The organism is Allofustis seminis DSM 15817 (genome assembly GCF_000374325.1).
Lineage (GTDB): Bacteria > Bacillota > Bacilli > Lactobacillales > Carnobacteriaceae_A > Allofustis > Allofustis seminis.
Window position 1 is genome coordinate 59,521 of sequence record NZ_KB894081.1, and the last position, 26,789, is coordinate 86,309.

A 26,789-nucleotide genomic window follows, 5' to 3' on the forward strand; every position below is an offset into this window, starting at 1 on the left:
CTATAATTAGGTAGTTAATCTATACATTTAGAAAGGTAAAATATAGAATTGGAGAATGATATGGGATTTTCATATAATAAATTATGGAAGTTATTAATAGATAAAAATATGAAGAAAACAGACTTACAATGTGCAATAGAAACTACACCCAAGACAATTGCAAAAATGGGAAGAGACGAAAAAGTAAGTTTGGAAACATTAGGAAAGATTTGTGAGTATTTTCAATGTGATATTGGAGATATTATTGAATACAAAAGAAAGAACGAAGAGGAAATCAAATGAGATTTATTGGTGGCAAAACGCTGATTATACCATATATAATAGAGTTAATTAAAGAAAAAACAATAGATGTGAAAAGTATATCAGATGTATTTGCTGGTTCAGGAGTAGTTTCTCGTGAATTTAAAAATTTCGGATATGATGTTATATCTAACGATTTGATGTATTTTTCTTATGTTCTATTAAGAGGAACAGTTGGGATAAATTCTAAATTAGAGTTTAAAAGTCTAGGTGTATCAGACCCAATAGCGTATTTAAATAATCTTAGTTCGGGAAATATGAACATAAACCAATCAAAATGTTTTATATACCAAAATTATAGTCCTAAGAGTGGAAGGATGTATTTCACAGAAGAAAATGCTTTAAAAATTGATTTAATTAGGGTTCAAATTGAAAATTGGTATAACGATTCTCTTATCAATGAAGACGAGTATTTTTATTTACTTACGTGTCTTATAGAAGCAGTACCTTATGTAAGTAATATAACTGGTGTATATGGAGCTTATTTAAAGCACTGGGATAAAAGAGCATTAAATAATTTAGAATTAAAAAATGTAGATTTATCAATTAATAATTCAGTAGGACAAGCATATAATGAAGATTCTAATAAATTAATTGAAAATATAAAAACAGATTTAGCCTACTTCGATCCACCATATAATCAAAGACAGTACTTGCCCAATTATCATGTATTAGAAACAATAGCTAAATATGATTCTCCTAAAATAAAAGGAGTAACTGGATTAAGAGATTATTCTGAACAAAAAAGTGACTATTGTAGAAAAGATTCGGTTTTAAATGCTTTTGACGATTTAATTAGGAAGACTAATTCAAGATATATTATTCTTAGTTATAACACAGAGGGATTATTATCCCATGATGATATTATTAGTATTTTAGAAAAATATGGAAAGAAAAGTACTATGGGCTATAAATTTATAGATTACAGAAGATATAAGAATGCCCAAACAAATAAGAATAAAAACTTGAAAGAAGTATTATATTTTGTAGAAAAGGAGCAACTATGAGTGAAAATTATATAAAATCACCATTCAATTATATTGGAAATAAACATAGATTATTAGCTCAAATATTGCCTTTGTTTCCTCAAAATATAGATACTTTCTATGATGTATTTTGTGGTGGTCTAGATGTTTCTGTTAATGTTAAAGCTGATAGAAAAATAGCTAATGATATAAACTATTTTGTAATTGAAATTTTAGAAATGTTTAAAAGGACTGATAGCAAAGAGCTGTTAAGAAATATTGATAATGTAATAAGTGAATTTAATCTATCTAAAGAAAATAAAGAATCATATTATGAATTTAGAGAATATTACAATAAAAACAAAGACCCGCTTTTGCTATATGTTTTGATGTGTTATTCCTTTAATTACCAGTTTAGGTTTAATTCAAATCATGACTATAATAACCCCGCTGGAACTAATAGGAGTAGTTTTAATGAAAATATGAAAAATAGACTTACTTCTTTTAGAGATAATCTTTTCAATATAGAATTTAGCAATAAAAACTTTAAAGAATTTGATTTCTCTAAGATTAAAGGTTCAGACTTTGTATATTGTGACCCCCCTTATAGAAGCTCTGTAGGTTCATATAATGATGGTAAAAGAGGGTTTGAAGGCTGGACTCTTGATGATGATCTAGCTTTATTTGAGATATTAGATGAATTAAATGATAGAAAAATTAAGTTTGCATTATCAAATGTATTTTTTAATAATGGATTAGCTAATAAAGAGTTACAAAAGTGGAGTGGAAAATACAAAGTTCACTTGTTAAAGATAAATTACTCAAACAGTAATTATCAACGTAATAAGCTAGGTGAAACCAAAGAAGTTTTGATTACAAATTACTAGGAGGAAATATGGCAGAAAGAACATTAGGCTGGATACAAAATCCATCAAGTTTTGAAAATTTAAAAAATGTAGTTTCTGTTTTTGATAAAAATTCTGATATATACAAGGAAATCTTAAATACTAAACTTCCTAAATTAGTAAAAGATTTAGATTTACAAAATAAACTTATTTCAGAATTGGAAAAAGATCCACTTGAAATGGACTATGTTTTATTAAAAGGTCATGGTATAAAATCAGGTCAGAAAAGAGCTGATGCAGAGTGTAGTGGTATTGTTCAAGCTGCCATTACAACACAAGGCGGTAGAGCTTATACAGATGATTGGACTGCTGATGGATTTTTAAGATGGGGAATATCCATCGGACTTTTAGATTATGATACAGAAAAAGATACAGTCTCTATAACAAAACTAGGAGAAAAGTTTGTAAAATCTAATTCTGAAGACCCAGATAAAGAAATATTAATTTCAGCTTTTTTGTCATATCCACCAGCCGTAAGAATTTTAACTTTACTGGAAAATGGAGACCATCTAACAAAATTTGAACTTGGTAAGCAATTAGGAGGACTTGGAGAAGCTGGTTTTACATCAATTCCTCAAGATTTATATATCCAAGCAATAGAATTAGCAGCTGATAAAGACAAAGCAAGTATTCGTTCAAATACAGAAGGGTCAGCAGATAAGTATGCAAGAATGATTTCAGGCTGGCTATCTAAGGTTGGGCTTGTGCAAAGAGTTACAAAAGAAGTATCAACAAAAATAGGTAATATTGAGTATAAAATTAATATAGGTCATTCATTTAGAATTACTTTACTGGGTATTAAAGAACTTAAAAGAGCAAGGGGATTATCTTCATATCCAAAGACAGATAAAATAGTATATTGGCAAATGCTAGCTACTAAGGGTAAAGATAGAGATTATATTAGAAATAGACGTGGGCACATAATTAAAGCAATTAATAACAGAGAAAGAAATTTGGAAAATATAAAATCCTATTTATTAGAAAATGATATTAAAGAGAACATCACAACTATAGAAGATGAGCTTAAAGTCATTGAAGCTATTGGTCTATCACTAAAACATAGTAGAAATGGCTATGTGATAGATGACAATATAATAAAATTAGAAATACCTAGAACAAAAATTTCTAAGACAAATGTATTAGAACTAAAGGATAAAGTAAGAAATAAATTAAAATATGTTGACCACAGATATCTAGCTCTAATTGACTTAGCTTATGACGGAACTGCAAATAGAGATTTTGAAATTCAAACAATCGATCTTTTAATAAATGAGCTTAAGTTTAAGGGTGTGCGTCTAGGAGAAAGCAGAAAGCCAGATGGAATTATATCTTATGATATAAATGGCGTAATCATTGATAACAAGTCTTACTCTACTGGATATAATTTACCTATTAATCAAGCAGATGAAATGATTAGATATATCGAAGAAAATCAAACTAGAGATGAAAAAATAAATTCAAATAAATGGTGGGAAAGCTTTGATGAGAAGGTAAAAGACTTTAATTATTTATTTGTATCATCTTTCTTTAAGGGAAACTTTAAAAACAATTTGAAGCATATAGCTAATAGAACTGGAGTAAATGGTGGAGCTATAAATGTAGAAAACTTACTTTATTTTGCAGAAGAATTAAAATCTGGGAGACTATCTTATGTTGATTCATTTACGATGTATGATAATGATGAGATATATGTAGGTAGTTTTACGGATTACAGTAATGTTAAAATTGCTGCTGAAGAAGAAAGTCATTATTCGATTTAATAAAGTTAAATATGGAAAGGAGGGTATATGAACTTAGAAGAATATTATATGGCACTTCCTAAAGATTTATCTGGAAGCATAACAAAAAATAGATTCAGGATGGAATTATTATGGGGTGTAAGTAAAATTATTGATGCCCATAAAGAAAGTGAAGATTATTCGGTAATATTTGATTTTAAATGTGATATTGAATTACACAAAGAACAAGAGATGTTTTTTTATCAAATAAAAACAAGAAAATCTGGAAGTTTTAATGAAAATAATTTGTGCAAAATAAATAATAAAGAAAATAATTCTATTTTAGGCAAGTTATATGCTCTTTACTCTCCTAATCAAAATATAAAATTGGCTATAGTGTGTAATAAACCGCTTAAAATAAGAAAAAAAGATATTGATTTTTACGAAAAACGTTTTGGAGAAATTGACAAAGATGCAATTGATGAAATAAAAAATAAGTTGCGTATAGAATTAAACATAGAATCAGTAAATATAGATAATGTATTTTATATATTTGATGAGATGGATTTTCAACACCCTGAAGATGCAATTAAAGGTAAATTAATAAGTTCTTTTGAAGAAATAAAAAATGAAGAGCCACAAAATCCGAATGCACTTTATAGATTGGTTATGGACACGGTAAAACAGAAAGCGGCATATGAGTTAGATGTAAAGGATTATGAAGAAGTAAAAAAGAAAAAGGGAATTACTCGAACTGAGTTTGATAGAATGTTAGATTCTCATAAAAAAGAATCGAAAAATGGGATTAATGAAACACAAAATTTTATCAATACATTGTCATTAAGAAGACAAAGAAAATATAATATTGCATTAAGTGATTTACTAGAAATTCAAAATACTGAGAGTTTACGTTTAATAAGGGTACAAATTTTTAATTATATTCGCGAAAATGAAGATTCATTTATTGATGAAGAAGATTATTTGAATAAAATATCTAGAGTCTTTAATAACGATTTTAATATTGAAATAACAAATGATATGAAAGACGTGCAATATTTAATAGTTTATTTTATTTATGCGACTGGAGGGGAAATATAATGAATTTAACTTTTGATCAAATATACATATTTGATATAAATAAAGAAGAAGCATATACACAAACTTTTTACAAAGGATTAAATATCATTACTTCCAGTGAAGTTGACGGAACTGACAGAGGAAAGTCCGTGTTGCTTAGAAGTTTATATCATTCTTTAGGAGCTGAAGCGAACTTTGATTCAAAATGGAATGAAAAAGATAAAGTATATATCCTTAAATTTAGTGTAGATGATAATAAGTATTCAATTTATAGATCTAAAAGATTGTTTAAAATATTTGATGATGAAAATCAATTGATCTTCAAGACAATTCACAGATCTGAATTAGCAAAATTTATGGGGGAATTATTTGGTTTTACTATTTTTTTACCAAATAAGAATACAAAACAATTAGAAGTTGCACCTCCCGTGTATAGTTTCATTTTAAATTATTTGGATCAAGATAAATACGAAGGAACTAAATTCAGTTCTTTTAATAATCTTGCTCAATATAGCAATTTTAAAATAAATGTAATATACACGCACTTAGGTATATATAATAAAGATTACTTTGAACTAATTAAGCAAAAGGAAGAAATAGAAAGTAAAATTAAAATCACTAAAGAAGAGATACAGGAATTAGATAAGTTAAAGAATAGAACTCTAGCAATGCTTAAGGGATTTTCTTGTCCAGAAACTAGTAGTGCTCTAGAAAATGAATTAAAAATAGAATCGAAAGAGTATTCACTATTAATGAATAAAATGAGTGAAATTAGAAATAAACTTGTGGAACTAAGAAATCAATTAGAGGAACAAAAAATTGCCCTGAATCAGATTGATAAATTTGCAAAAAAACAAGAAAAAGAAATTAAAAATATTTTATTAACACATATATGTCCAGAGTGCCACACTATTTTAAACGATACTATAAATATAAGGAGCAAGAGATACAACAATGTTGATAACGCGATAGATTTAAAAGATACAATTAATGTAGAAAGCATTAAAATCAAAGAAGAAATTGAAAAATATGAAAAAGATTATTCTGAGTTGGCGGCTCACTTGAAAGAACATAATGAAAAAATATCTAGTAATAGAAAGGAAATCAATAACTATATAAAATTTAAAGGACTAAATGACTTAATAGATAAAATAAATAAGGATCTATTATTTAATAATGGCATGGTCTTACAAGCACAAGATGATATTAAACCTATAAAAAAAGAAATAAAAGAAATTAGTCAAAGGATTAAATCTGTTGACGAAGATTATTATTATTTAATCGATAAATTGAAAAATAGATTTAATTTAAATGAATTAGATGATACAAGCTATCAGAATTTATCTAAAAATTTTTGTGCTAGTGGTAGTAACAAACCTTTATCAACTGTTATATGGTATCTAACACTTAATGATTTAAAACAAAAGTACAATTTTAAAGAAATTGAATTTCCAATGGTGTTTGATAGTCCAAATAATGTTGAAACCGATCAAGAGAAAAAGATAGCTTTAATTAAATTTATTTTAGAATCATCAAATAAATTCAATCAGATGATAATATCATCTATAGGGTTTTCTAAAAATGAATATGAAATAGATTCTGAAGTTCATATTAAGATTTTAGACAATGATAAATATCATCTGTTAAATGAGCCTGACTATATTCAAAACTATGAAATTTTGAAATATATGAATGATGCATAAAAATGCAGTCACCTCTCTACTTCCTTCCCATAGTAATTTTCATAGTTTTTCCTATATTGAACAAGGTCAGAAAATTGTTCTTTATTTAAAGAATACTCTTGCATAAGGGTGTTCTTTTTTTCTTGCAATTCATCGAGTTTCGTTAATATTTCTTTTGTGTTTGGTAGTTTTTTATAATTTTCTAAGATCTCTTTAGCGGCTATTTTATAGACGGAAAGTTCGCTATAATACTCATCTGCAAATTGCTTATCATTAGGATTTTTCTTGTGGTATTTATAGATTTCACGATACTTATTTATAGTATTTATATTTTCCATATTTTGGGATAAACTCTTCATTTCAGTTTCAATTTTCTTTATTTTATCTAACAGATCTTGCCTATCATCGGCAGATTTTTTGATTAGCTCATCGAGTTGAGTAATTGAATTAATTCCTTGTTCTCTTAATTTAATTATTGAATCTGCCATTGTTTTGATATTATGTTTTCTTGCCCAAACTTCATAGCCTTTAGAGGATTGAGCTTTTTTATTAGTAGATATATCAATAACATTTCCTACTCGCTTTTTAATAGGATTAGCTTTATTTTTAATTGCTAGATCTATTCGTTCTTTGATTTTTTCTTCAGTGTAATCGTCTCCGATAGTCTTCGATCTTGTAAATCTTTGCTTATCTTTATGACGAAAAGCAATGTGTTTACCAAACTTAATTTCATAATCAAGATCCTTCATATTTTCTAAAAACTCTTCCCACGGTTTAGACTTATTAATCATTCTATCTATATCAAATTGTAGTTTAGATTTCCAGGAATTTCCTTTCTTGTTTTGGTCATATTCATACCAGGATTTACCCGCAGTTTTATATTTTCTTTTGTAAGCTTCATAATATTTATCAATGACTGAAAGCTTATTTTCTTTACATAATTCGTCACTTTGATACCTGATTTTATGGTAAGTTTTTCTGTTGGATTGGTAGCATTTACCAGTCGTGTAATTAACATTATTAAGTAGGCTAAGCACCTAACGCCTTACATTATTTCTAATGTAGGTTTTTAGATACTCGCCCCCAAACCGTACGTACACCTCTCGATGTATACGGCTTTCCATTTATTCTTCATTTGAGTTATTAATTTTTCCAAAACATTCATTACAAATTACTAGAGTTTTTCTATTAATGCTTTTCATAAAAATATGCCAAGCGTATTCATCAGTTAAGTCTTTAAGCTTTTTTACTTGATACACTTTTAGATTATTAGTTTCTTTCCCGCACCATTCACACTTATTATTTTTTAATCTTAAACCTAGTGTTGGTTTCTTAAGATAGAATTTTTGCTTATGAATCATATCAGCATTATCACATTGGGGAAATTCTTTTCTAGCCAAGCTGTCTTTCCAAAGTAAACGAGTTTTGTTATTACCATTTTTATCTGTATAACTTATACCAAAATCTTTATCAGTGCGGTATCTAGTTATAATATCCGTTACCTTTGTCCTATATTTGCAAGCCAATGTTTTATACAGACTGTATTCCATAATGTATCTAAACTTATGGAGTTTTGAAGAATTATTTGCGAGTCTGTAGTAGTTACAGAATCCTCTAATTTCTCCGTTATATTGCTCTAATATGCTTAAGTCTGTTCTTGATGTTAGTTTAGTTCTTTCTTTAGGAAACCATACTTCTTTTCCATTTAGATTTTTAATTCTTAATGCTCCAAGCTCTACTAGCTTATTTTGTATTGTTGAAGTTGATAGTTCAAGTCTTACATTACCACCAAAGTTTCTTGCTTTTATACCTGCTTTTGTCCTCTTTGTATGATTACTTCTAGGAGTTATTCTGATATCAAAACCTAGGAACTTGGCTCTATCTGTTGATTTTGTTACTAGTGTTTTTTCATCAGATAGTTCGAGGTTTAATTCTGATTTGATAAATTGACCAATGTCTTGTTTTACCTTTTCAGCATCTGCCTTAGAACCGATAATGCCAATAATGAAATCATCAGCATATCTAACATACTGTATTCTCTTGAAGTTTTTATCCATAGGATTTAAGCAAGGTATATTGAAATATCTTTTGTTTATCTCTTCAATTTCTGATTTAATATCATCTATTTCAATTTTATTAGTTGTCTTGCTTAACTTATTTTCAAGTCTTTTTCTTCTATCATAAAGAGCTTTATATTCCTTATTTTGCTTTCTTTTATTACCTTTATCAAAGCTTTCCTTGTAACTTTGCATATACTTGTCAAACTTATCCAAGTAAATATTTGAAAGTATGGGACTTATTATTGACCCTTGTGGCATTCCACTGTAGGTGTTGTGATATTGGTTTTGTTCCATGTATCCAGCTTTAAGAAACTTTCTTATTAATCTTAGGAATCTTTCATCGTCAATACGCTTGGATAGAATGTCTATCATAATGTTATGGTCTATATTGTCAAAGAAACCTTTAATGTCTCCTTCAACGAACCATTTACATCTTACAAATCTATTTTGAATTTGTCTTAAAGCGGTATGACAACTTCTATTATCTCTAAAGCCATGAGATGTGTCCTCAAAGCTTTCATCATAGATGGAATTTAATAACATTCTACATACTTCCTGTACTAATTTATCATCAATACTTGGTATGCCTAATGGTCTTAATTTCCTGTTTTTCTTTGGAATATATACTCTTTTTGTTGGTGTGGGTGAGTAACTTTCATTTTTTAGTGAATCAATGATTTTGTTAATTCTTTCTAAGCTCATTGCACTTATTGTTTGATTATCTACACCTTTGGTCATATTTCCTGCGTTAGCATAAATATTTTGGTATGCTTGTAAGAACAGGTCTATGTTGTAAAGGTTACGATACAATCTTTTGTAAGTGTAGTTTTCATCTTTTGAATGTTTTCTCAAACTAATCAATACATTGTTGGGATTTCTCATAGTGCCTCTCGCACCTTCCTTTCCTCTGAATTGAATGAATAAACTGCCTTCCTTCACCATGCGAGAGTCATTATCTCTCTCGGATTACTACGAAGGCTCCGTTACCATATCAGATATTCAGGCTCTTAAAAACCATAGCATTTTATCGCTTTCTGACTTAGGTAATCTCCATTTAGTATCGAAGTAAAAAGCGGACGTTGATTGTCGGATATGCTTTTCGTCCTTTCATGCTTATGCAAGCGGATTGAGTGTAAAGTTTTGCCTATTGCATTAATCTTCGCTACATAGGTACACTCAACATAACGTATATAGATATCTTTCGTTATGACCACCACAAATGTTCCTCGGACTGGCATTCAATCAGTTTAGACTTTATCCTTATATCAACTTTAGGTCTCGCCATTCAGTCGTGGAATGATATCTATCCAACTTATGACTTTAATAACGTGCTAATGTCCTCTTTGGATTTCTCCTCTAAGTTAGTTATTGACCTTAGATATTAAAACTACTATTCTACCATTTTGCTAAAATGGATTTACTTCGTACCTTATGGACGCACAAATAATATGGTTATGGATATGCCCTCTATCTACATGAGTTGCAAGTACAAACTCATAATCTTCTTTTAAAATTTTCTTACATAATTCCATTCCAATTTCGTGAGCTTTTATAGGATCAACCTCTCCTGGTAGAAAAGATTGGATTAAATGCCTAGCTAAAACTGTACCTTTAGTATCATTGTCTTCTCGTGTTTTCATAAATTGAATATGGGCAGTAGATGAGTGACATTTGAATGAAGATACTAAGATTTTTTCATCAGTTTTTTCACTCTTGGTAATGTAATCTATTGCCAAATTTAGAGTTGACTTTATAGGATGTATTTTTGTAATTGCCATATTAGTCACCAGAACTTTCTTTTGATTTATTAAGAAGTAGGGAATGAATCTGCCATATTTCTTTTGATAATTTTTCTATCTGCTTATTCATAGACTCAATTTCATTTTTGTATATAACACCAGTTGTATTAGTAGCTTTTGCAATCTGGTTTATATTATTTGTTGCATTTGAAAGTAGCCATTGTAGGTTTCTAAATGGTTCTAAATCTACTACATAAATTTCTTTTTCTAATACGCATTTCCTCAAAAAGTGGGACATTGTTTTACAATTTGCAAGTTTCATTTTCTTTTCAAAAGTTTCTTTTTCTTCATCTGTTAAATATATTTTTAATTGATTATTTCTTTTTCTATTATCCATAGTATATCTCCTTATCATAAAATATTGGGGTCTTAGGGTTCTCCCTAACAAGGTAAAATTGATAAAAAAAGAAGCAGTCCATAAAGGTTCTGCTTCATCAATTTTTCGTGAGTGGGTACTCACTTACTGTGCTTGCTCATATACTAATAGTATAAGAACAGCTTTAAGCATAGTTCTTAAAAATGAACCTAATCATCTATGATAAAATTATAGATATTAGGGATGAAATGGGATTGTTTTATGTGCTTGCTGGGTTTCCAATTTAGGAATTACTCATTTAGTAGACTCCACCCTCATTCCATTGCCTTTCATCTTTTCGGTTGGTTAGGTTCATTTATTGATTACCTGTATAACTCGTGAGCCTGTTGTGGTTTTGGATTAACAGGGCATCCAAAATTATAGGAGGTATATTATGTCAGAAAAAATTGTTGTAGGAATTGATGTGAGTAAGGCTTTTAATGATATCTGTATTCTATCACCCAATAATGACATCATCAAAAGACTTAAAATTTCTAATGATATTAATAGTATGAAGTCGCTCATCTATGTACTTGAAAAGGTAGAAGATGAGTACGAAGACAGAGCAGTAATTATCATGGAAGCTACTGCACACTATCATCAAATTTTAGCTAATTTTTTCCGTGAGCATAATTACGAAGTCATTGTAATTAATCCGATTCAAAGTGGAGCATTGAAAAATATCAATATCCGAAAAATTAAATCAGATAAAACAGATGCATATAATATAGCGTTGCTATATCGTATTAAGAATTACAACGAAACAATTACACACTCAGATACGGTTAACAGTATCAAAAAGCTTTGCAGACAGCATAAAGAATTGACGGATGAAATTGTGGAACATATCAACCGATTAATCACTTTTTTAGATATTTCCTTTCCAGATTTCAAGAAAGTATTTACGGATTTGCAAGGGAAAACACCTTTGTCTTTGCTTGAAAAATATCCTACTATACAGGAAGTATTATCTCCTAAAAATAAGCAAGATATTATTCAACTGATAAAAGAAAATTCACATAAAAGCAGCTCCTATGCTGAAGCAAAATATGAAAAACTATTGAAAGCTGCTAATAAATCTATTGAAGTTTGTATAGTAAGCCTTAGTTCAGCAGTACTTATTCAAACAACTGTAAAGGTTATTTTCAGTTTAGAGGAAGCTTTGAAAGCAATCGATGATGAAATCAAAAGACTATCTCTTTTAGATGAAAAGTTTCATAAAGAAATAGTGCTTTTACAAAGTATTCCAGGCGTTGGAGAGTATACAGCATGTGTAGTTTTATCGGAGCTTGGAGATATATCCAATTTCTCGAAACCGAAAGAATTAGTTGCCTTCTTTGGCTTGGATCCAGGAGTATCCCAAAGTGGAACATACAATAGGAAAAACAATAAAATCTCTAAAAGAGGATCACCTCATGTTCGCTCAATTCTCCATATGCTGGCAAAATCTAATGTGTATCCAAATCGCAACCGAGAGTATTTAAATCCTGTTATGCGAGCTTATTTTGAAAAGAAAATAGCTGAAAAACCATACAAAGTTGTAATGTGTGCAATTATGCGTAAAATGGTTCAAATTATTTTTGCTGTTCTCAGAAACCAAAAATCATTTGAATTAAGAACACCCGAAGAACATCAAAAACTAATTCGAGAAAAAAGTAAGTTAGTCGCATAAATTATTAAAAGTGTTGCCTCAAAAAATGAAAGTGTATGAGGCTTGTTTGCTATGCACATTTTTAAGTTTTATGACTTGAAAATTTTTTAAAAAATTTTTAAAAATAACTATTGACTTTCTTAGTTGGTCTATTAAAATTAAAATCTTAAATACATACTGAGCTACTAATCTAAATTTTCTATTGTTATTTATAGATTTCTGTTTGTAATAAACAAATTTATATAGATGTTTATTAACTATATACCACAAATAGGTACGAGAGTTTTTAACTCTTCATTATTGATTTTAAAGCATAATACAATATTTTCCTATAAGTTTTAGTTTTCTATTTCTCTTATAATTTAGCTTGAACTATTAAGCAATTCTTAATAGTTGCATCATATTGTATAGTTATAAAAGGCTGCTTTAATAATTTAAAAATTAAAACGATGATTTTTAGGTGATCTAAAATATATTAAATAGTTTGAATAATTGCTATGTATTATTTAGTGTCTACTGGTAATTATCATAAAAAATCAAATTTAAAATATAGAAAAAGAACAAGTTTCTTTTATTTTAGAGGATTTATGCCTAATAGCATAAGTCCTCATTTTTTATGTTCAAATTAATCATTAAAACTCAAAAATACTATAAAAAAATAAAAATTCTGGTTACCAAAGAGGGCAAATTTCACTTTATAAAGTGAGGGGTATTTTGTTATCTTTCTATAAAAATCAAAATACTTTGAAGTGCGAATATTCTTGAAATTGATTATGTGAGATTAGCATATTTCAAATTTAATTCACTTATCAAGGTAAAAAAATAACTTACATAGGAGATTAAAATGCAAGCAATAAAGATTTATAGTATGAGAGTTGCTATGTTATGTAGGCTTTATGATCTTAGATTAATTAATGAGAAGGAATATACAAAAATTAAGAACAGGCTAGAAAAGGATTATAAGAAGATGGATAGAAAGTAATTGTTATTGTGATATAATAACACTGTAGAAAGATACAAAACGGGAAGGAGGTAAAATGAATACTAAAGTAAAATTAATAAAAGCTTCAAATACAGGAGCTAGAAATAGAAATGCACTACATTTAGACTTAAAACGAGTTGCAGCATATTGTCGAGTTAGCACTGATAGTAAAGACCAACTTGAATCATATAAATCGCAAGTTGATTATTACACAAATCTAATAAAAAATAATAAGAACTGGACTTTAGCTGGTATATATGCAGATGAAGCGACAACAGGAACAACTGCTACTAAAAGAGCAGATTTCATGAGACTAATAAGTGATTGCCAAAATGGAGATATAGACATGATAATTACTAAATCTATATCAAGATTTGCTAGAAATACATTAGATACCTTAAAGTATGTAAGACTATTAAAGGAAAATAATGTTGGTGTAGTATTTGAAGAAGAAAATATAGATACTTTGACAATGGATGGAGAGCTATTACTAACAATATTAAGTTCAGTAGCTCAACAAGAAGTAGAAAATACCTCAGCCCATGTGAAAAAAGGGCTGAAAATGAAAATGGAAAAAGGGGAACTTATTGGTTTTCAAGGTTGCCTTGGATACGACTATGACCCGATAACAAAAAGTATCTCTATAAATGAAGAAGAAGCCAAAATTGTCAGATACATCTTTAAAAGATATTTAGAGGGCAATGGTGGCTCAGTCATTGGTAGGGAACTAGAAGAGCAAGGATATCTCACCCCGAGAGGTAAAACAAAATGGTCTGATACTACAGTGTTAGGAATAATTAAAAATGAAAAGTATATTGGCGATATACTAATGGGAAAAACTTTTACAGTTGATCCCATAACAAAAAGAAGACTAGCAAACTTTGGTGAATCTGATAAATACCACATTGAAAATCATCACGAGCCAATTATATCAAGAGAAGATTTTGAAAAGGCACAAGAGATTAGACTTAGGAGAGCACAAAATAGAAACACCATTGCTAATAAGGATAGAAAAAGAGAGAAACTATCAAGGCAATATGCTTTTTCAAGTATGCTGGAATGTGGATTTTGTGGTGAAATACTTTCAAGAAGAACCTGGCACACCAGTTCCATTTACAAAAAAATTAACTGGCAATGTGTAAAGTCAACCAAAAAAGGTAAAAAATATTGCCCTCATTCAAAAGGAATACAAGAAGCAGCAATAGAAAAAGCATTTGTTGAAAGCTATAGGCAATTATGCCATGCAGATTCAACAGTAATAGATGACTTTTTAAAAATTGTTGAAGAAGAAATAAATGATGAGACTTTGGTCAAAGATTTGAAAAAGTTAGAAAATCAATTAAATAGAATCATTAGTCAAGAAAGAAAGTTAGTTGATCTTCATTTAGAAGATAGTATAGACGAAGAAGTTTATGCTAAAAAGTATAAAAAACTTACAAAACAAAAAGAAGAATTACTTGATGAAAAGAAAACACTAGAGCTAACTATCAAAGATGAAAACTCTATTAAAGAAAGACTAAAGCAATTTAAAAAGGTCTTAGAAAATAAAGAAATTATAGAGGAATTTAACAGAACAGTATTTGAAAGCATAGTTGATAAAGTCGTGGTAGGTAGAATTGACAAAGACGGAAAAGTTCATCCATATGACCTGACATTCTACTTCAAAACAGGAGTTAAAGATAGTCAAGATTCTAATAACTTTAAAGATAAAAGAAAAAATGCCAAAGACAATGACATTAATAAATTGTGCTCCCACAAGAATGACGAGGATAAAAATTTATGTTCCCAAGCAAAAGACAACGCATGTGGAGTGCATAGCGTTGATACAAAGAGTGAAATCGTGAAAATCCTGCATTTTAAGCAGTTTTACAAGCATTATGTCTTTAATGAAGATGGCGATGGAGGAAGAAAAAAAGTCCTAAAAAATTATATTGATGTTTATGTTTGCATTGATATGGTGTGTGGAGATACAAAGGGTGAATTGGGAAGTGAGGAATAAGAAATGATGAGATGGATAATAAAAATAATCTTATTTCCAATCAGCTTGTTGCTGAGTATCCTTACTGCCTTTCTGACATTTATACTTGGCATAGGAACAACTATTCTGTATTTCTTAATGCTTATGTGTATAGTTGCTGCAATAGGATCATTTATGCAAAAAGATATATCACTTGGCATTGAGGCATTGGTATTAGGATTTTTAGTTAGTCCATACGGCGTACCGATGATTGGAGCAACCGTTATAGCATTCTTTCAGGGAATCAATGAAGAGATAAAATCAATCTAAAAAATTTCATACAAAATGGTTACCAAAGGCGATAGAGAAAAAACTATCGTCTTTTTCTTTGTAAATTTTAAGGAAGGAGGTGAAGCGATGGACTTTGACTATTTCTATAATCGTGAAGCAGAGAGATTTAATTTTCTTAAAGTACCGGAGATATTAGTTGATGGAGAAGAATTTAAGGGGCTGTCAGCGGAAGCAATTATCCTATACTCTATGCTTCTAAAGCGTACAGGGATGTCCTTTAAAAATAAATGGATAGACAAGGAAGGCAGAGTATTTATCTATTTTACCGTTGAAGAAATTATGAGAAGAAGAAATATTTCAAAGCCGACAGCCATAAAAACATTGGATGAGTTAGACAGTAAAAAAGGAATCGGACTGATTGAAAGAGTAAGGCTTGGACTTGGTAAGCCGAACATCATTTATGTAAAAGACTTTATGAGCGTATTTCCGTTTAAAGAAAATGACTTACAGAAGTCAAAAAATTTAACTTCAGAAGTAAAAGATTTTAACCTCAGAAGTAAAGAAAATGAACTTCAGGAAGTTCAAAATGTTAACTCTAACTATATAGAGAATAATAAGAGTAAGTATAGTAAGAGAGAATATAGTTTTTGCGAAAACGGACTTGGAACATTTCAAAATGTCTTTTTAAAGGATGAAGATATAGGCGAATTACAAATTAAAATGGCAGGAGAGCTTGATAACTACATTGAGAGATTATCAACCTATCTTCAAAGTACCGGAAAGACATATAAAGACCATAAAGCGACGATCCTTTCTTGGTTTTATAAAGATCAGAGAAGTAAGAAAAAATCCAATATCCCTACATGGGAGGAATATAACAAAGGAGTACATCTATGAATAAGGAATTAGAAAAAGTGATGATAGAAGATGTGGAATATAGCTTTGATCCTGAAAAAGAATATATCAAGGACGGACACGCCTATTGCAAAGTTTGCCACGAAAGAAAAGACGGAAAAGTGATGGAGTTCTTTGATAACAAGATGATATTTAAGATTTCTTGTAAATGCGATAGAAATAGAGAAGCAAAAGAAAAGGAAAGACAAAAGCAGATGTATATAGAGCGATTAAAGAGTAGCTGCTTTAACTCTGTTATTCAGTGGTCATATACCTTTGAAAATTATCAGGGAGAAGAAAATCAAAGCCTTATTATTGCCAAGAATTTTGTAAAAGATTATGAGGAAATGAAAAAGGAAAATATAGGACTTTTGTTTTATGGTTCGGTAGGTAGTGGAAAGACATACCTTGCTTGTTCTATCGCCAATGCTCTAATTGAACAATATCAGGTAGGGGTTAAGATAAGAAATTTTGCACAGATTATCAACGAACTACAAAAAGGCGGATTTGACTTTGATAAAAACGCATATATTGAATCTCTTGTAAATACTTCCGTTCTTATCTTGGATGATTTAGGAATTGAAAGGGATACAAGTTATGCAAAAGAACAGGTATATAACATTGTTAATAACAGGTATTTAAAACAAAAACCGACTATTTTTACCACAAACCTTTCCTATGACACAATTCTAAATTGCACAGAAAGTGTGGAGTATCAGAGGATTTATTCACGAATCGTAGAGATGTGTATTCCTGTTATGGTTGTAGGAGAAGATTTTAGAAAGGTTATTCAAAAGGGTAAGCTGGCTCGTAATAAAGAGAGGCTACTGAATGGAGGTGAGAGAACTTGATCAATGAAGAGATAGCAAGAAAAACGCTGAATATGGAAGTAAGAGCTGCTAAGGTAACAGGGAAACTTCTATTGGAATTACTAAAGAAGCTGATGAAAGAGGCAGAAAAACTTGGTGGACTTGAAAAGCTGGTTAATGCTAATGGAAATGAAGTAAAACTCAAAGATATGGTTAAAAAAGGACAGCTTGAAGAAATTCCGGTAGAGGAAGCAGAGCTTAAGGAATTGAAAAAAGAGCTGAATAGATATGGTGTTAAGTTTTCTGTGATGAAAGACAAGGAAAGCGGGAAATATTCAGTATTCTTTCAAGCTAAAGATATGAAGGTTATGGACAAAGCATTTAAGCACGCTCTTTCCGAATCAGAAAAGAAAACGGAAAGAAAAGAGTCCATTCATAAGAATATTGAAAAGTTCAAGGAAATGGCAAAGAACTCTGTTCCTAAGGATAAAGTTAAGAATAAACAGAAGGAGCAGAGCCTATGATAGATAAGATATTAAAAGACATCAAAGGCTTATTTAAGGTGCAGGATAAGGTAAAGTTTCTAAAGCAGAATATTCCCTATCTTGCATTTTTCTATTTAGGAAACATCTTTTCAAATCATGTAAGAAGCTATATTGGAGGAGATGTGATAGATAAAATATTTCAAGGGATATTAGAGATTAATACGATGAGCTTTCTTCCAAGCCTTCATCCTACGGATATTATAATGGGCGTGGTAGTAGCTGTTTTAATCAAAATTATCGTATATACCAAAGGGAAAAATGCTAAAAAGTTTAGACAGGGAAAAGAGTATGGCTCAGCAAGATGGGTTGCATAATATTAACTGAACAGGAGTGATATATAGACACGAGAAAAGGAGGATATTGCATGATAGAATATCATAACAAAATCACAGCACTATACTCCCGCCTTTCAGTTGGTGATGAAGATAGAGACGGTGGCGAGAGTAATAGTATTGTCAATCAAAAAGCCTTTTTAGAAAGGTATGCAAGAGATAAAAAGCTGATAAACATTCGCCATTATATCGACGATGATGAAAGCGGTAGGTTCTTTGATCGTTCAGCCTATACACAGATGATAAGCGATGTAGAGCAAGGCAAAATCGGAATTGTCATCATGAAAGATATGACGAGATGGGGAAGAGATTATCTTCAAGTCGGTAATGCAATGGAGATATTCAGAAGAAACAATGTACGCTTTATCGCTATCAATAATGGAATAGATAGCATTGACCAAAACACATTGGAATTTGCTCCATTTATCAACATCATGTCAGAGTGGTATGCAAGAGACATCAGCAAGAAAGTAAAGACGGGAATTAAAACCAAAGGAGCAGACGGAAAGCCTGTTGCAACAGAAGCCCCATACGGCTATATAAAAGACCCTGAGAACAAAGATTATTGGATAGTCGATAAAGAAGCTGCCGAAGTTGTAAAACTCATTTTCAGGCTATTTATGGAGGGGAAAAACAGAAATCAGATAGCTGTTTACCTGAAAGAAAAAGAAATACTAACCCCAACCTTTTATATGAAACAACAAGGCAGAGGAACAGCAAAAAACAAACCACTAAATGAAGAAAACAGATATAACTGGAACAAAGCAACTCTAACACGCATACTGAAAAGACAAGAGTATTGTGGTGATGTAGTCAACTTCAAGACCGAAAAGCATTACAGAGATAAGAGAAACCATTATGTAGATAAAAGCAAATGGCAAATAACAGAAAATGTGCATGAGCCTATAATAGATAGACCTACCTTTGAAAATGTAGAGCGTATGTTAAAAAATGCACCTGTAAAAAGACCAAACGGAGACGGAGAAATTCACGCATTATCAGGACTGATGTACTGTAAAGATTGCGGAACAAAAATGCACATTCGCACCATACACAAAAACGAAAAAGTACAGCATGTAACCTATTGCAGTGAATATGCCAAAGGGAAAGCAAAGCACCCCAAATGCAACTCCCCACACCGAATTGATGTTGATGAGGTTATGGAAAATATCGCAGAAGTCTTGCGAAAGATAGCACAGTATTCTTTGGAAAACAAAGCAGAATTTGAGAAACTTGTAAAGAAAAGTCTGTATAAAGAACAGACCGAAGAAGTCAAGAAAAATCAAAAGCGTATGCCACAAATCACAGATCGAATGGAACAGATAGAAAGAGTGATGAATAAACTCTATGAAGATAATGCACTTGGAAATCTGGATACAGAACGCTATGAGCAGTTATCAAGAAAGTATGCAGAAGAATACTACACCTTAAAAGCAGAAAAAGAAGAAATCAAAGAACGCTTATCCGAATGTGAAAATGCAAACCAAAGAGCAAAGAAATTTATCAGACTTGCAGAAAGCTATTCCAACTTTGAAGAACTTACCCCTACCATTATCAATGAGTTTATCAGTAAAATCGCAGTGCATGAAAGAGATGTAAAAAGAGCAAAATATGTAGTTCAACGAATAGAGGTTTATTTTAACTATATCGGAAAATTTGAAAATGAACTTACAAAACAGATAGAGCCGACAGAACAAGAAATGATACAGATGAGGGAAGAAATAGAAGAAGCAAAGAGAGAAAAATCACGAGCTTATCATAGGGCATATTCTAAAGCATACAGAGCCAAAAATCTTGAAAAGTGCCGAGAGTATGAAAAATTAAAAGCAAGAGAATACAGAGCAAAAAAGAAACTACAAGCAACAACCTAAAACCAAATATCAATTAATCGCAAAAGAGGTTTCCTAATCACAGGAAATCTTTTTTTTGTGCAAGTCGAAAGGAGGAACTAAATGGCAGAAAATGAGAAAACAGATATTAAAGAAATACAGACAGAACAACATCAAAAGCCCGATGGCATTCTTACAAAGAAGATAAATGGAAAGACCTTTGTAACAGAGATATATTTTGATAAAAAGAGTAAAGAGACATTTCAAGATAAGCTGTTCAAAGTAATACATTCAAAGGACAAATAGTAGTGAGTAGAGAAATATGACAGTAGAAAAATATCGAAAAAAATGCTATAATATTAGTCAATATAGATAAACAAATTAGAATTTGTAGAGGTAATTAAATGTTAATAAAGATAGCAATACTTAGGGGAATTATTCCTTTAATCATAATGACAATAATATCAATAATAATGAAATATCAAGGGATAGATCCTTTCCAGGTTAGAGGGACATTCATAGTTGGTATCATTATAGCTTCGGTAGCTGCAGCTTCTGTAATATATGAAATCGAAAATTGGTCATTGTTTAAGCAATCAGTCATACACTTCTTAATTATGCTGGTAACAGTGTTGCCTTTATTATATATAAGTGGTTGGTATAAATTGAATAGTGTTTTAGACTATGTAAAAGTATTTGGAATATTTTTATTTGTAGGTATAGTTTTATGGACTATTTCATATTTTATTTTTGGGAAAACTTTAACTAAATAAATCCCAGTTTGTAGAACTAACAATTTAATAAAAATTACCACAGGAACAGTAAATCAAAAAAGGTTTACTGTTTTTCTTTGCTCAAAATTAGAAAGAGAGGAAACGAGAAAATGAAAAACATAGAAGAAAAAATCTTAATGGCAGATGAAGAAATCAGGCAGTTACAAAACAAAAGGAAAAAGCTCATCAGTCAGCAGAAACAGGAAGAACGAAAAAAGAGAGATAAAAGGATATATGAAAAAGGAGCAGTCTTTGAAAGTATCTTTACAGAAAGCAAAAATCTAACCAAAGATGAATTTTATCAGCTGATCATATCTCTAATTCGTAAAGAAGAAGCCAATCTTAAAATCTTAAAAATCATAGAAAGCAGAGAAGAAATAGAAACTCAAAACACAGAAAAAGAAGATGAGGAAACAAAGATAGAGGAATAGTCCCTTGTTTACAAGGGCGCACATATACACCTTAACAGGTGTGTGCGTTCTCCGAAGGCTCTTAGCAGAGGGCATATCAGCTAACGCTGATACAGGGGAGCTACACTCCCCTACGGAAATAAATTTCCTACCCCTTGTGTACTTCCCAAAAGAAATCGGATAAAAAGCTATCCGATTTTTTTAGGAAGTTCTATCTATCTCCACCATAACCATATCAGAAAATGGAAAGGAGGTTTTTAACTATGGCGATATATCATCTTTGCATAAAGATTATTTCAAGAGGTAAAGGCAAAAGTGCAGTAGCAGCTTCCGCCTATCGAAGTGGCGAGAAGATAAAAAACGAATATGACGGTATAGTCCATGACTTTACAAGAAAAGGTGGAATAGCCCATACAGAAATTCTTTTACCACAAAATGCACCACAGGAATTTTCAGATAGAGGGACATTATGGAATAGTGTTGAAAAAATAGAAAAGAGTAAAAACTCACAACTTGCAAGAGAAATTGAAGTAGCCTTACCCAAAGAATTAGACCGAGAGAAACAAATAAATCTTGTACGAGAATATGTAAAAGAAAATTTTGTAAAAGTAGGTATGTGTGCCGATATTGCAATACATGATAAAAATGATGGAAACCCACATTGTCATATATTACTTACCATGCGACCACTAAACGAGGATACAACATGGGGAGCAAAATCAAAAAAGGAATATATCCTTGATGAAAACGGAGAAAAAGTAAAACTCAAAAATGGAAATTACAAAACACGAAAAGTCAATACAACAGATTGGAATGAGCAAGACAAAGCAGAAGAGTGGCGAAAAGCATGGGCAGATATCACAAACAAATATCTTGAAGAAAACAGCATACAGGAGAAAGTGGATCATCGCTCTTATCTAAGGCAAGGAATAGAACAAATACCGACCATTCATTTAGGAGTATCAGCAACACAAATGGAAAAGAAAGGCATATCCACAGACAGAGGAAACATCAACAGAGAAATCATACATCAAAACAAGATATTAAAAGAAATCTCAAGAAGAATAAAAGCCTTGCTAAATTGGATAAGGGGAATTGGAAAAGAAGAAAATACAGAAAATGAAAATATAAAGTTCACCCTCCCACTCAAAGAAAATTTGCAGTCAATCTTTGAAAATCTTATCCGTAAAAATGCAGATAAGAATAATGCAGATTTAGAAAAATATATTGAGAGTTATCAGCTACTCAAAGATAAAAATATCACTTCATTATCCCAGCTAAAAGAAAGTATAGTTACCTTACGAGATAAGAATTACAAGACCACAAGAGCCTTAAAAGATACCGAAAAGAAAGTTGATGATAAAACAAAACTCATAGACCAGTCAGAAAAATATTTGAAGCATAAGGACACCTACAAAGCCTATACCAAGACAAAGAAAAGCAAACAGGGGAATTTTTATAACGAGCATACTGCAGAAATTATTTTATTTGAAAGTGCTAAGAAATATTTGAAAGACCATTTAGGAGAAAGTAAAACCTTAGCCATCAGTAAATGGAAATCAGAACTTGCCACTTTGAAGAAAGAGAAAAAGAACCTATACAGTCAAATATTGGAGATACGAGAAGAAGTTGAACAGGCAGAAAAAGTTAAAACCTGTATAGAGCAATTACAGGAACATTCAAAGGAACTAACACAGATCAAGGGTAAAGATTTTCAACTTTAGAGAAAAACGGAAAGTATACTTGACATTTCTGAAAGTAATGATTATAATAAATGTAAAGTTGGCTTGTCATTTGTGGGAGGTGGTTTAATGTGAAGAACAGACTTGAAGAAATAAGAAAAGCGAATGGAATAACACAAGAAGAGTTAGCTTCTATTCTGGAGGTATCAAGGCAGACGATTGGTTCTTTAGAGAATGGAAGATACAATCCTTCGATTATTTTAGCTTTTAAAATCGCTAAGTATTTTGGCTTAAGCATTGAAGATATTTTTATTTATGAGGAGGGAGAAGAAGATGAAAAAAAATAAGAATGTTACAAAAGATTGTTTTTTTACATTTTTAGGAATAGGGTTAGTTGCATGTGGATTTTTGATTCACAAAAATAGTGTTAGTACAGATAAAATGATAGTTACTATTCCATATATATTTATTGGCGTTGGTTGTGGAATTTTTGGTCATTTTATGGGTAATGTAATCAAATATTTCTCTACTAAAAATCATGAAGAATTAGAGAGACAAATTCAGATTGAGAAAAATGATGAAAGAAATATTTTAATTGCCGAAAAATCCAAGGCGAAAGCCTATGATTTAATGATTTACTTATTCGCTGCAATGTTGATTATTTTTTCTTTGATGGGAATTGATAAATTGGCAATCATAATGATAGTGGCGATATATCTTTCAATACAAATATATGCTTTATACTGGCGTTCTAAATTTGAAAACAAAATGTAGAAATGGAGGAAATGAAAATGAGCAAAAAAATTCTATTAGGTATAATCATTGTTATATCACTTGGATTAGGAATTTATGGTTATATGGTACTACCAGATATGGTAACTGTACAGATAGATATATCAGGAAATCCATCAAATACCTACCCTAAAATTTTAGCTGTGGTATTACCAACATTATTATCTATTGGCGGTGGTTTAGGATATTATTTTTCAAAGGAAAAAGAAAAGAAATATTTGATACTTTCAGTTATTGGCTTGTTAATATCAGTTATAACATTGATATTTAACAGATAATCACATTTTTATAAAAACAAACATAGAAACAGTAAATCAAAAAAGGTTTACTGTTTTTTCTTTGCCTAAAAGTAAAAACACCTTATAGAAAAAGCGTCCATAAATATAAAAAGGTACTTGACAAAACGCTTCTTGGGGAACTAAAAAAGATATAGAGCCATATATGGATGAAAAGTTTCAAAATAATATTTTGCTTACACAAACCGAAAGACTGATAATGAATGGCAGACCGGCAAATCCAAAGTATGCAAGAAATAAGAATGTACTTGTAATCGGTGGTTCAGGAAGTGGAAAAACCCGATTTTATGTCAAACCTAACTTAATGCAGATGCACAGTAGCTATTGTGTAACTGATCCCAAAGGATTAACCTTTTAGGGACAGAGAAAATAATAAAAACTTGGAAAGGAGGTAATTCTCATGTCAAATACAAAAAGAACAGGACAAACAGCCCTTTATGAGCGTTTAAGTCGTGATGATGAAATGCAAGGAGAAAGCAATTCCATTACCAATCAAAAGCAGCTACTTGAAAGCTATGCCAAAAGAAACGGCTTTGTAAATATTTATCACTATACAGACGATGGAGTAAGCGGAACAACCTTTGATAGAGAGGGATTTCAAAAGATGATAAAAGCAGTAGAAGAAAACAAAGTATCTACTGTGATAGTAAAAGATATGAGTAGGTTTGGCAGAGATTACCTCAAAGTAGGCTTTTACACCGAAATACTTTTCAAAGAAAAGGGAGTAAGATTTATCGCCATCAATAACGGAATAGACAGCGAAAAACAATCAGAAAGCGACTTTACCCCATTTCTAAATATTATGAACGAATGGTATGCAAGAGATACCTCAAGAAAAATACAATCCATCTTCAGAGCAAGAATGGAAGAGGGCAAAAGAGTATCACCAAGCGTTCCATATGGCTATTTTAGAAACCCTAAGAACAAACAGGAGTTACTTGTCGATAAAGAAAGTTCAAAGGTCGTAAAACGCATTTACAGGCTTGTTATAGAGGGATATGGAGTAACACAGATAGCAGATATACTAACCAAAGATAAAGTCCTTATCCCATCAGCCTATGCAGAAATACACTATCCTGAAAATAACCACAGCTCCAAGAAAAGAGGAATAGAAGACCCGTATTTTTGGACACCAACCACAGTAGGTTATATCTTAGAAAAGCAAGAATACATGGGACATACTGTACTTGGTAAAACAATATGCCTTGATTATAAGACCAAGAAACGAAGAAAGGCGAAAGAAGATGAACTCATTATATTCAAAAATACCCATGAAGCTATCATAGATGAAGAAACATGGAACAATGCTCAACGCTTAAGAAAGACAGTAAGAAGAAGTCCGAAGTACGGGACAACCTCACACCCCTTTACAGGACTTTTAATCTGTTCAGATTGTGGAGGAAAGTTAAGTTACAGAGAGCCGGCAGAACATAAAGAAAAGAAATATGATTGTGATTATTGCTTTGTATGTCAACATTACAGACACAGAAAAGGAAGTTGCAGTATGCACTACATCAAAGTAAAAACAGTGAATGAAATTCTCCTAAAATCCATCAAAGAAATAACCAATTTTGCAAAAGAAGAAAAGCAAGAATTTCTAAAAGTGATGAACAAGTTATCTGATGAAAAAAGAGAAGAAAAATATCAAGAGGATAAAGAAAAGTTAGAAAAACTGTCATCAAGAAATGAAGAACTAACAACCCTTATTACAAAGCTATATGAAGACCATGCACTTGGAAAAATTCCTGTAAAACACTTTGATAGATTATTTAACACCTATGATACAGAGCAACAAGACTTAGAAAAACAAATACAGTATTTTGAAAATGAAATAGAAAGCTATCATCAGAGAAAAGTTGATACCGATAAATTCCTGAAGATGATAGAGAAATATACCGACATTGAGGAACTGACAGTACCAATGATAAATGAGTATATAGAAAAAGTTGTAGTCCATGAAGCCACAGGGGGAAGAAAAGGCAAAGACAGAAAACAACAAGTTGATGTGTATTTTAACTTTATAGGAAACTGTCAAGTACCACAGAAAGTAGATATAGAAAAAATGGCTTAAAAATGGTATAATATATGCGAATATTGAGAGATAAATTAGAATTTGTGGAGGATATAAATAGTGGAAATTATAAAAATAATATTACCTGTGATATTAGTAAGTTTAGTTGCAATTTTCACAATCAATATTGTAAAGAAAAAATCTAATAATGATAGCGCAAAAGAGAAGGAAAAAGAAGAAAATTTCATGTCTGAAGGCATGGCTATTGGCATGTGTCTAGGAACTGCAGTAGGGATAGCATTTGACAAAGACAATTTAGCTATTGGTATGTCTATTGGTATGTTACTGGGTATGGTTGTGGGAATGAACTACAAGAAGTAGATTTAAATTTTCAATTTATAATTAGAATTTGCTAATTTGGGGGAAATAAAATGTTAAAAGGAATTGGTTATTTATTATTTGGAATAGGTTTAGGTTTTATGTCTCCTAAATTTATCAAGCAATATAAAAAAGACAAAAACATTGAAAATACACTTGAAGTTATTGGAGTTTTATTACTAGCAGCTTCAAGCATTCTTTTAGGTGTTTTGGAATTTTTGTAGAATTATAAATCCTGGTTTGTCTGACTCAAACAATTAAATAAAAGCTATAACATAGCAATCACAGAAACAGTA

Annotated in this window: 25 protein-coding genes and 4 pseudogenes; 25 read left to right on the plus strand and 4 right to left on the minus strand. The window is 30.7% G+C overall.

What is annotated here, in order from left to right:
• The first annotated feature begins 60 nt into the window (after window positions 1-60).
• Genes C231_RS0103355 through C231_RS0103380 form a run of 6 tightly spaced genes read left to right on the plus strand, consistent with a single transcriptional unit; the run spans window position 61 to window position 6,668 of the window.
• A complete protein-coding gene (locus tag C231_RS0103355) occupies window positions 61-282 on the plus strand; it encodes a helix-turn-helix domain-containing protein (protein ID WP_018659245.1) in 222 nt (73 codons plus the stop codon).
• Window positions 279-1,307, plus strand: coding sequence for a DNA adenine methylase (locus tag C231_RS0103360; protein WP_018659246.1), 1,029 nt, complete (start codon window positions 279-281; stop codon window positions 1,305-1,307). Before C231_RS0103355 ends, C231_RS0103360 begins: the two co-directional genes overlap by 4 nt.
• Entirely contained in the window at window positions 1,304-2,152 is an 849-nt protein-coding gene (locus tag C231_RS0103365) for a DNA adenine methylase (RefSeq protein ID WP_018659247.1), read from the plus strand. Before C231_RS0103360 ends, C231_RS0103365 begins: the two co-directional genes overlap by 4 nt.
• An 8-nt stretch (window positions 2,153-2,160) precedes the next feature.
• Window positions 2,161-3,930 carry a restriction endonuclease FokI recognition domain-containing protein gene (locus C231_RS0103370; protein ID WP_018659248.1) on the plus strand — a complete coding sequence of 590 codons (1,770 nt, stop codon included), beginning with the start codon at window positions 2,161-2,163 and terminating at the stop codon, window positions 3,928-3,930.
• Window positions 3,931-3,957: 27 nt separating this feature from the next.
• On the plus strand, window positions 3,958-4,986 hold the full coding sequence (locus tag C231_RS0103375) for a DUF4297 domain-containing protein (RefSeq protein WP_018659249.1): 1,029 nt from the start codon (window positions 3,958-3,960) through the stop codon (window positions 4,984-4,986).
• Window positions 4,986-6,668, plus strand: coding sequence for an AAA family ATPase (locus C231_RS0103380; RefSeq protein ID WP_018659250.1), 1,683 nt, complete (start codon window positions 4,986-4,988; stop codon window positions 6,666-6,668). The genes C231_RS0103375 and C231_RS0103380 overlap by 1 nt, the downstream gene beginning before the upstream one ends.
• A gap of 8 nt (window positions 6,669-6,676) precedes the next feature.
• On the opposite strand, the pseudogene C231_RS07725 reads toward C231_RS0103380, so the two are convergent.
• The 4 genes and pseudogenes from C231_RS07725 to C231_RS0103400 all read right to left on the minus strand — a co-directional run.
• Window positions 6,677-7,675 (minus strand): annotated as a pseudogene (locus tag C231_RS07725) (relaxase family protein); the annotation flags it as partial.
• A 96-nt stretch (window positions 7,676-7,771) separates the two neighbouring features.
• The gene (ltrA, locus tag C231_RS0103390; RefSeq protein ID WP_026314332.1) at window positions 7,772-9,589 is read right to left on the minus strand and encodes a group II intron reverse transcriptase/maturase; all 1,818 of its coding nucleotides are present in this window, start codon (window positions 9,587-9,589) and stop codon (window positions 7,772-7,774) included.
• A gap of 539 nt (window positions 9,590-10,128) precedes the next feature.
• Window positions 10,129-10,485: pseudogene (locus C231_RS07730) on the minus strand (relaxase/mobilization nuclease domain-containing protein); the annotation flags it as partial.
• A 1-nt stretch (window position 10,486) separates the two neighbouring features.
• On the minus strand, window positions 10,487-10,843 hold the full coding sequence (locus tag C231_RS0103400; RefSeq protein ID WP_018659254.1) for a plasmid mobilization protein: 357 nt from the start codon (window positions 10,841-10,843) through the stop codon (window positions 10,487-10,489).
• 412 nt (window positions 10,844-11,255) lie between these two features.
• Between C231_RS0103400 and C231_RS0103405 the strand changes: the two genes are divergently transcribed.
• The 19 genes and pseudogenes from C231_RS0103405 to C231_RS08655 all read left to right on the plus strand — a co-directional run bounded on the left by C231_RS0103405 (window position 11,256) and on the right by C231_RS08655 (window position 26,717).
• Window positions 11,256-12,533: an IS110 family RNA-guided transposase gene (locus C231_RS0103405; protein WP_018659255.1), complete on the plus strand. Its 1,278-nt coding sequence runs from the start codon at window positions 11,256-11,258 to the stop codon at window positions 12,531-12,533.
• 1,016 nt (window positions 12,534-13,549) lie between these two features.
• Complete coding sequence (locus C231_RS0103415) at window positions 13,550-15,493, plus strand: recombinase family protein (protein WP_018659257.1); 1,944 nt, start codon at window positions 13,550-13,552, stop codon at window positions 15,491-15,493.
• A 6-nt stretch (window positions 15,494-15,499) separates the two neighbouring features.
• Window positions 15,500-15,781, plus strand: a complete 282-nt coding sequence (locus C231_RS0103420; protein ID WP_018659258.1) for a CD1845 family protein — start codon at window positions 15,500-15,502, stop codon at window positions 15,779-15,781.
• 87 nt (window positions 15,782-15,868) lie between these two features.
• Window positions 15,869-16,639, plus strand: coding sequence for a replication initiator protein A (locus C231_RS0103425; protein ID WP_026314333.1), 771 nt, complete (start codon window positions 15,869-15,871; stop codon window positions 16,637-16,639).
• Window positions 16,636-17,487, plus strand: a complete 852-nt coding sequence (locus C231_RS0103430) for an ATP-binding protein (protein WP_018659260.1) — start codon at window positions 16,636-16,638, stop codon at window positions 17,485-17,487. The genes C231_RS0103425 and C231_RS0103430 overlap by 4 nt, the downstream gene beginning before the upstream one ends.
• Window positions 17,484-17,969 (plus strand): PcfB family protein, encoded by a 486-nt coding sequence (locus C231_RS0103435; protein WP_018659261.1) that lies wholly within the window; start codon window positions 17,484-17,486, stop codon window positions 17,967-17,969. Before C231_RS0103430 ends, C231_RS0103435 begins: the two co-directional genes overlap by 4 nt.
• A pseudogene (locus tag C231_RS0103440) lies at window positions 17,966-18,295 on the plus strand (VirD4-like conjugal transfer protein, CD1115 family); the annotation flags it as partial. The gene C231_RS0103435 and the pseudogene C231_RS0103440, both read left to right, overlap by 4 nt.
• A gap of 59 nt (window positions 18,296-18,354) precedes the next feature.
• A complete protein-coding gene (locus tag C231_RS0103445; RefSeq protein ID WP_018659263.1) occupies window positions 18,355-20,193 on the plus strand; it encodes a DUF4368 domain-containing protein in 1,839 nt (612 codons plus the stop codon).
• A gap of 81 nt (window positions 20,194-20,274) precedes the next feature.
• Window positions 20,275-20,457, plus strand: coding sequence for a transposase (locus tag C231_RS0103450; RefSeq protein ID WP_018659264.1), 183 nt, complete (start codon window positions 20,275-20,277; stop codon window positions 20,455-20,457).
• Window positions 20,458-20,555: 98 nt separating this feature from the next.
• Window positions 20,556-20,924 (plus strand): DUF3021 family protein, encoded by a 369-nt coding sequence (locus C231_RS0103455; RefSeq protein ID WP_018659265.1) that lies wholly within the window; start codon window positions 20,556-20,558, stop codon window positions 20,922-20,924.
• A gap of 110 nt (window positions 20,925-21,034) precedes the next feature.
• Window positions 21,035-21,355, plus strand: coding sequence for a DUF3847 domain-containing protein (locus tag C231_RS0103460; RefSeq protein ID WP_018659266.1), 321 nt, complete (start codon window positions 21,035-21,037; stop codon window positions 21,353-21,355).
• Between the two features lie 242 nt (window positions 21,356-21,597).
• Window positions 21,598-23,058 carry a MobQ family relaxase gene (gene mobQ / locus C231_RS0103465; RefSeq protein WP_018659267.1) on the plus strand — a complete coding sequence of 487 codons (1,461 nt, stop codon included), beginning with the start codon at window positions 21,598-21,600 and terminating at the stop codon, window positions 23,056-23,058.
• Between the two features lie 89 nt (window positions 23,059-23,147).
• Entirely contained in the window at window positions 23,148-23,363 is a 216-nt protein-coding gene (locus tag C231_RS0103470) for a helix-turn-helix transcriptional regulator (RefSeq protein ID WP_018659268.1), read from the plus strand.
• The gene (locus tag C231_RS0103475) at window positions 23,350-23,790 is read left to right on the plus strand and encodes a hypothetical protein (RefSeq protein ID WP_018659269.1); all 441 of its coding nucleotides are present in this window, start codon (window positions 23,350-23,352) and stop codon (window positions 23,788-23,790) included. The genes C231_RS0103470 and C231_RS0103475 overlap by 14 nt, the downstream gene beginning before the upstream one ends.
• Window positions 23,791-23,807: 17 nt before the next feature.
• The gene (locus C231_RS0103480) at window positions 23,808-24,086 is read left to right on the plus strand and encodes a DUF1648 domain-containing protein (RefSeq protein WP_018659270.1); all 279 of its coding nucleotides are present in this window, start codon (window positions 23,808-23,810) and stop codon (window positions 24,084-24,086) included.
• A 124-nt stretch (window positions 24,087-24,210) separates the two neighbouring features.
• Window positions 24,211-24,450 (plus strand): annotated as a pseudogene (locus tag C231_RS08395) (type IV secretory system conjugative DNA transfer family protein); the annotation flags it as partial.
• 54 nt (window positions 24,451-24,504) lie between these two features.
• A complete protein-coding gene (locus tag C231_RS0103490; protein ID WP_018659272.1) occupies window positions 24,505-26,175 on the plus strand; it encodes a recombinase family protein in 1,671 nt (556 codons plus the stop codon).
• Window positions 26,176-26,235: 60 nt separating this feature from the next.
• The gene (locus C231_RS0103495; RefSeq protein ID WP_018659273.1) at window positions 26,236-26,496 is read left to right on the plus strand and encodes a glycine zipper domain-containing protein; all 261 of its coding nucleotides are present in this window, start codon (window positions 26,236-26,238) and stop codon (window positions 26,494-26,496) included.
• Window positions 26,497-26,546: 50 nt separating this feature from the next.
• Entirely contained in the window at window positions 26,547-26,717 is a 171-nt protein-coding gene (locus C231_RS08655; RefSeq protein WP_018659274.1) for a hypothetical protein, read from the plus strand.
• Window positions 26,718-26,789: the final 72 nt, after the last annotated feature.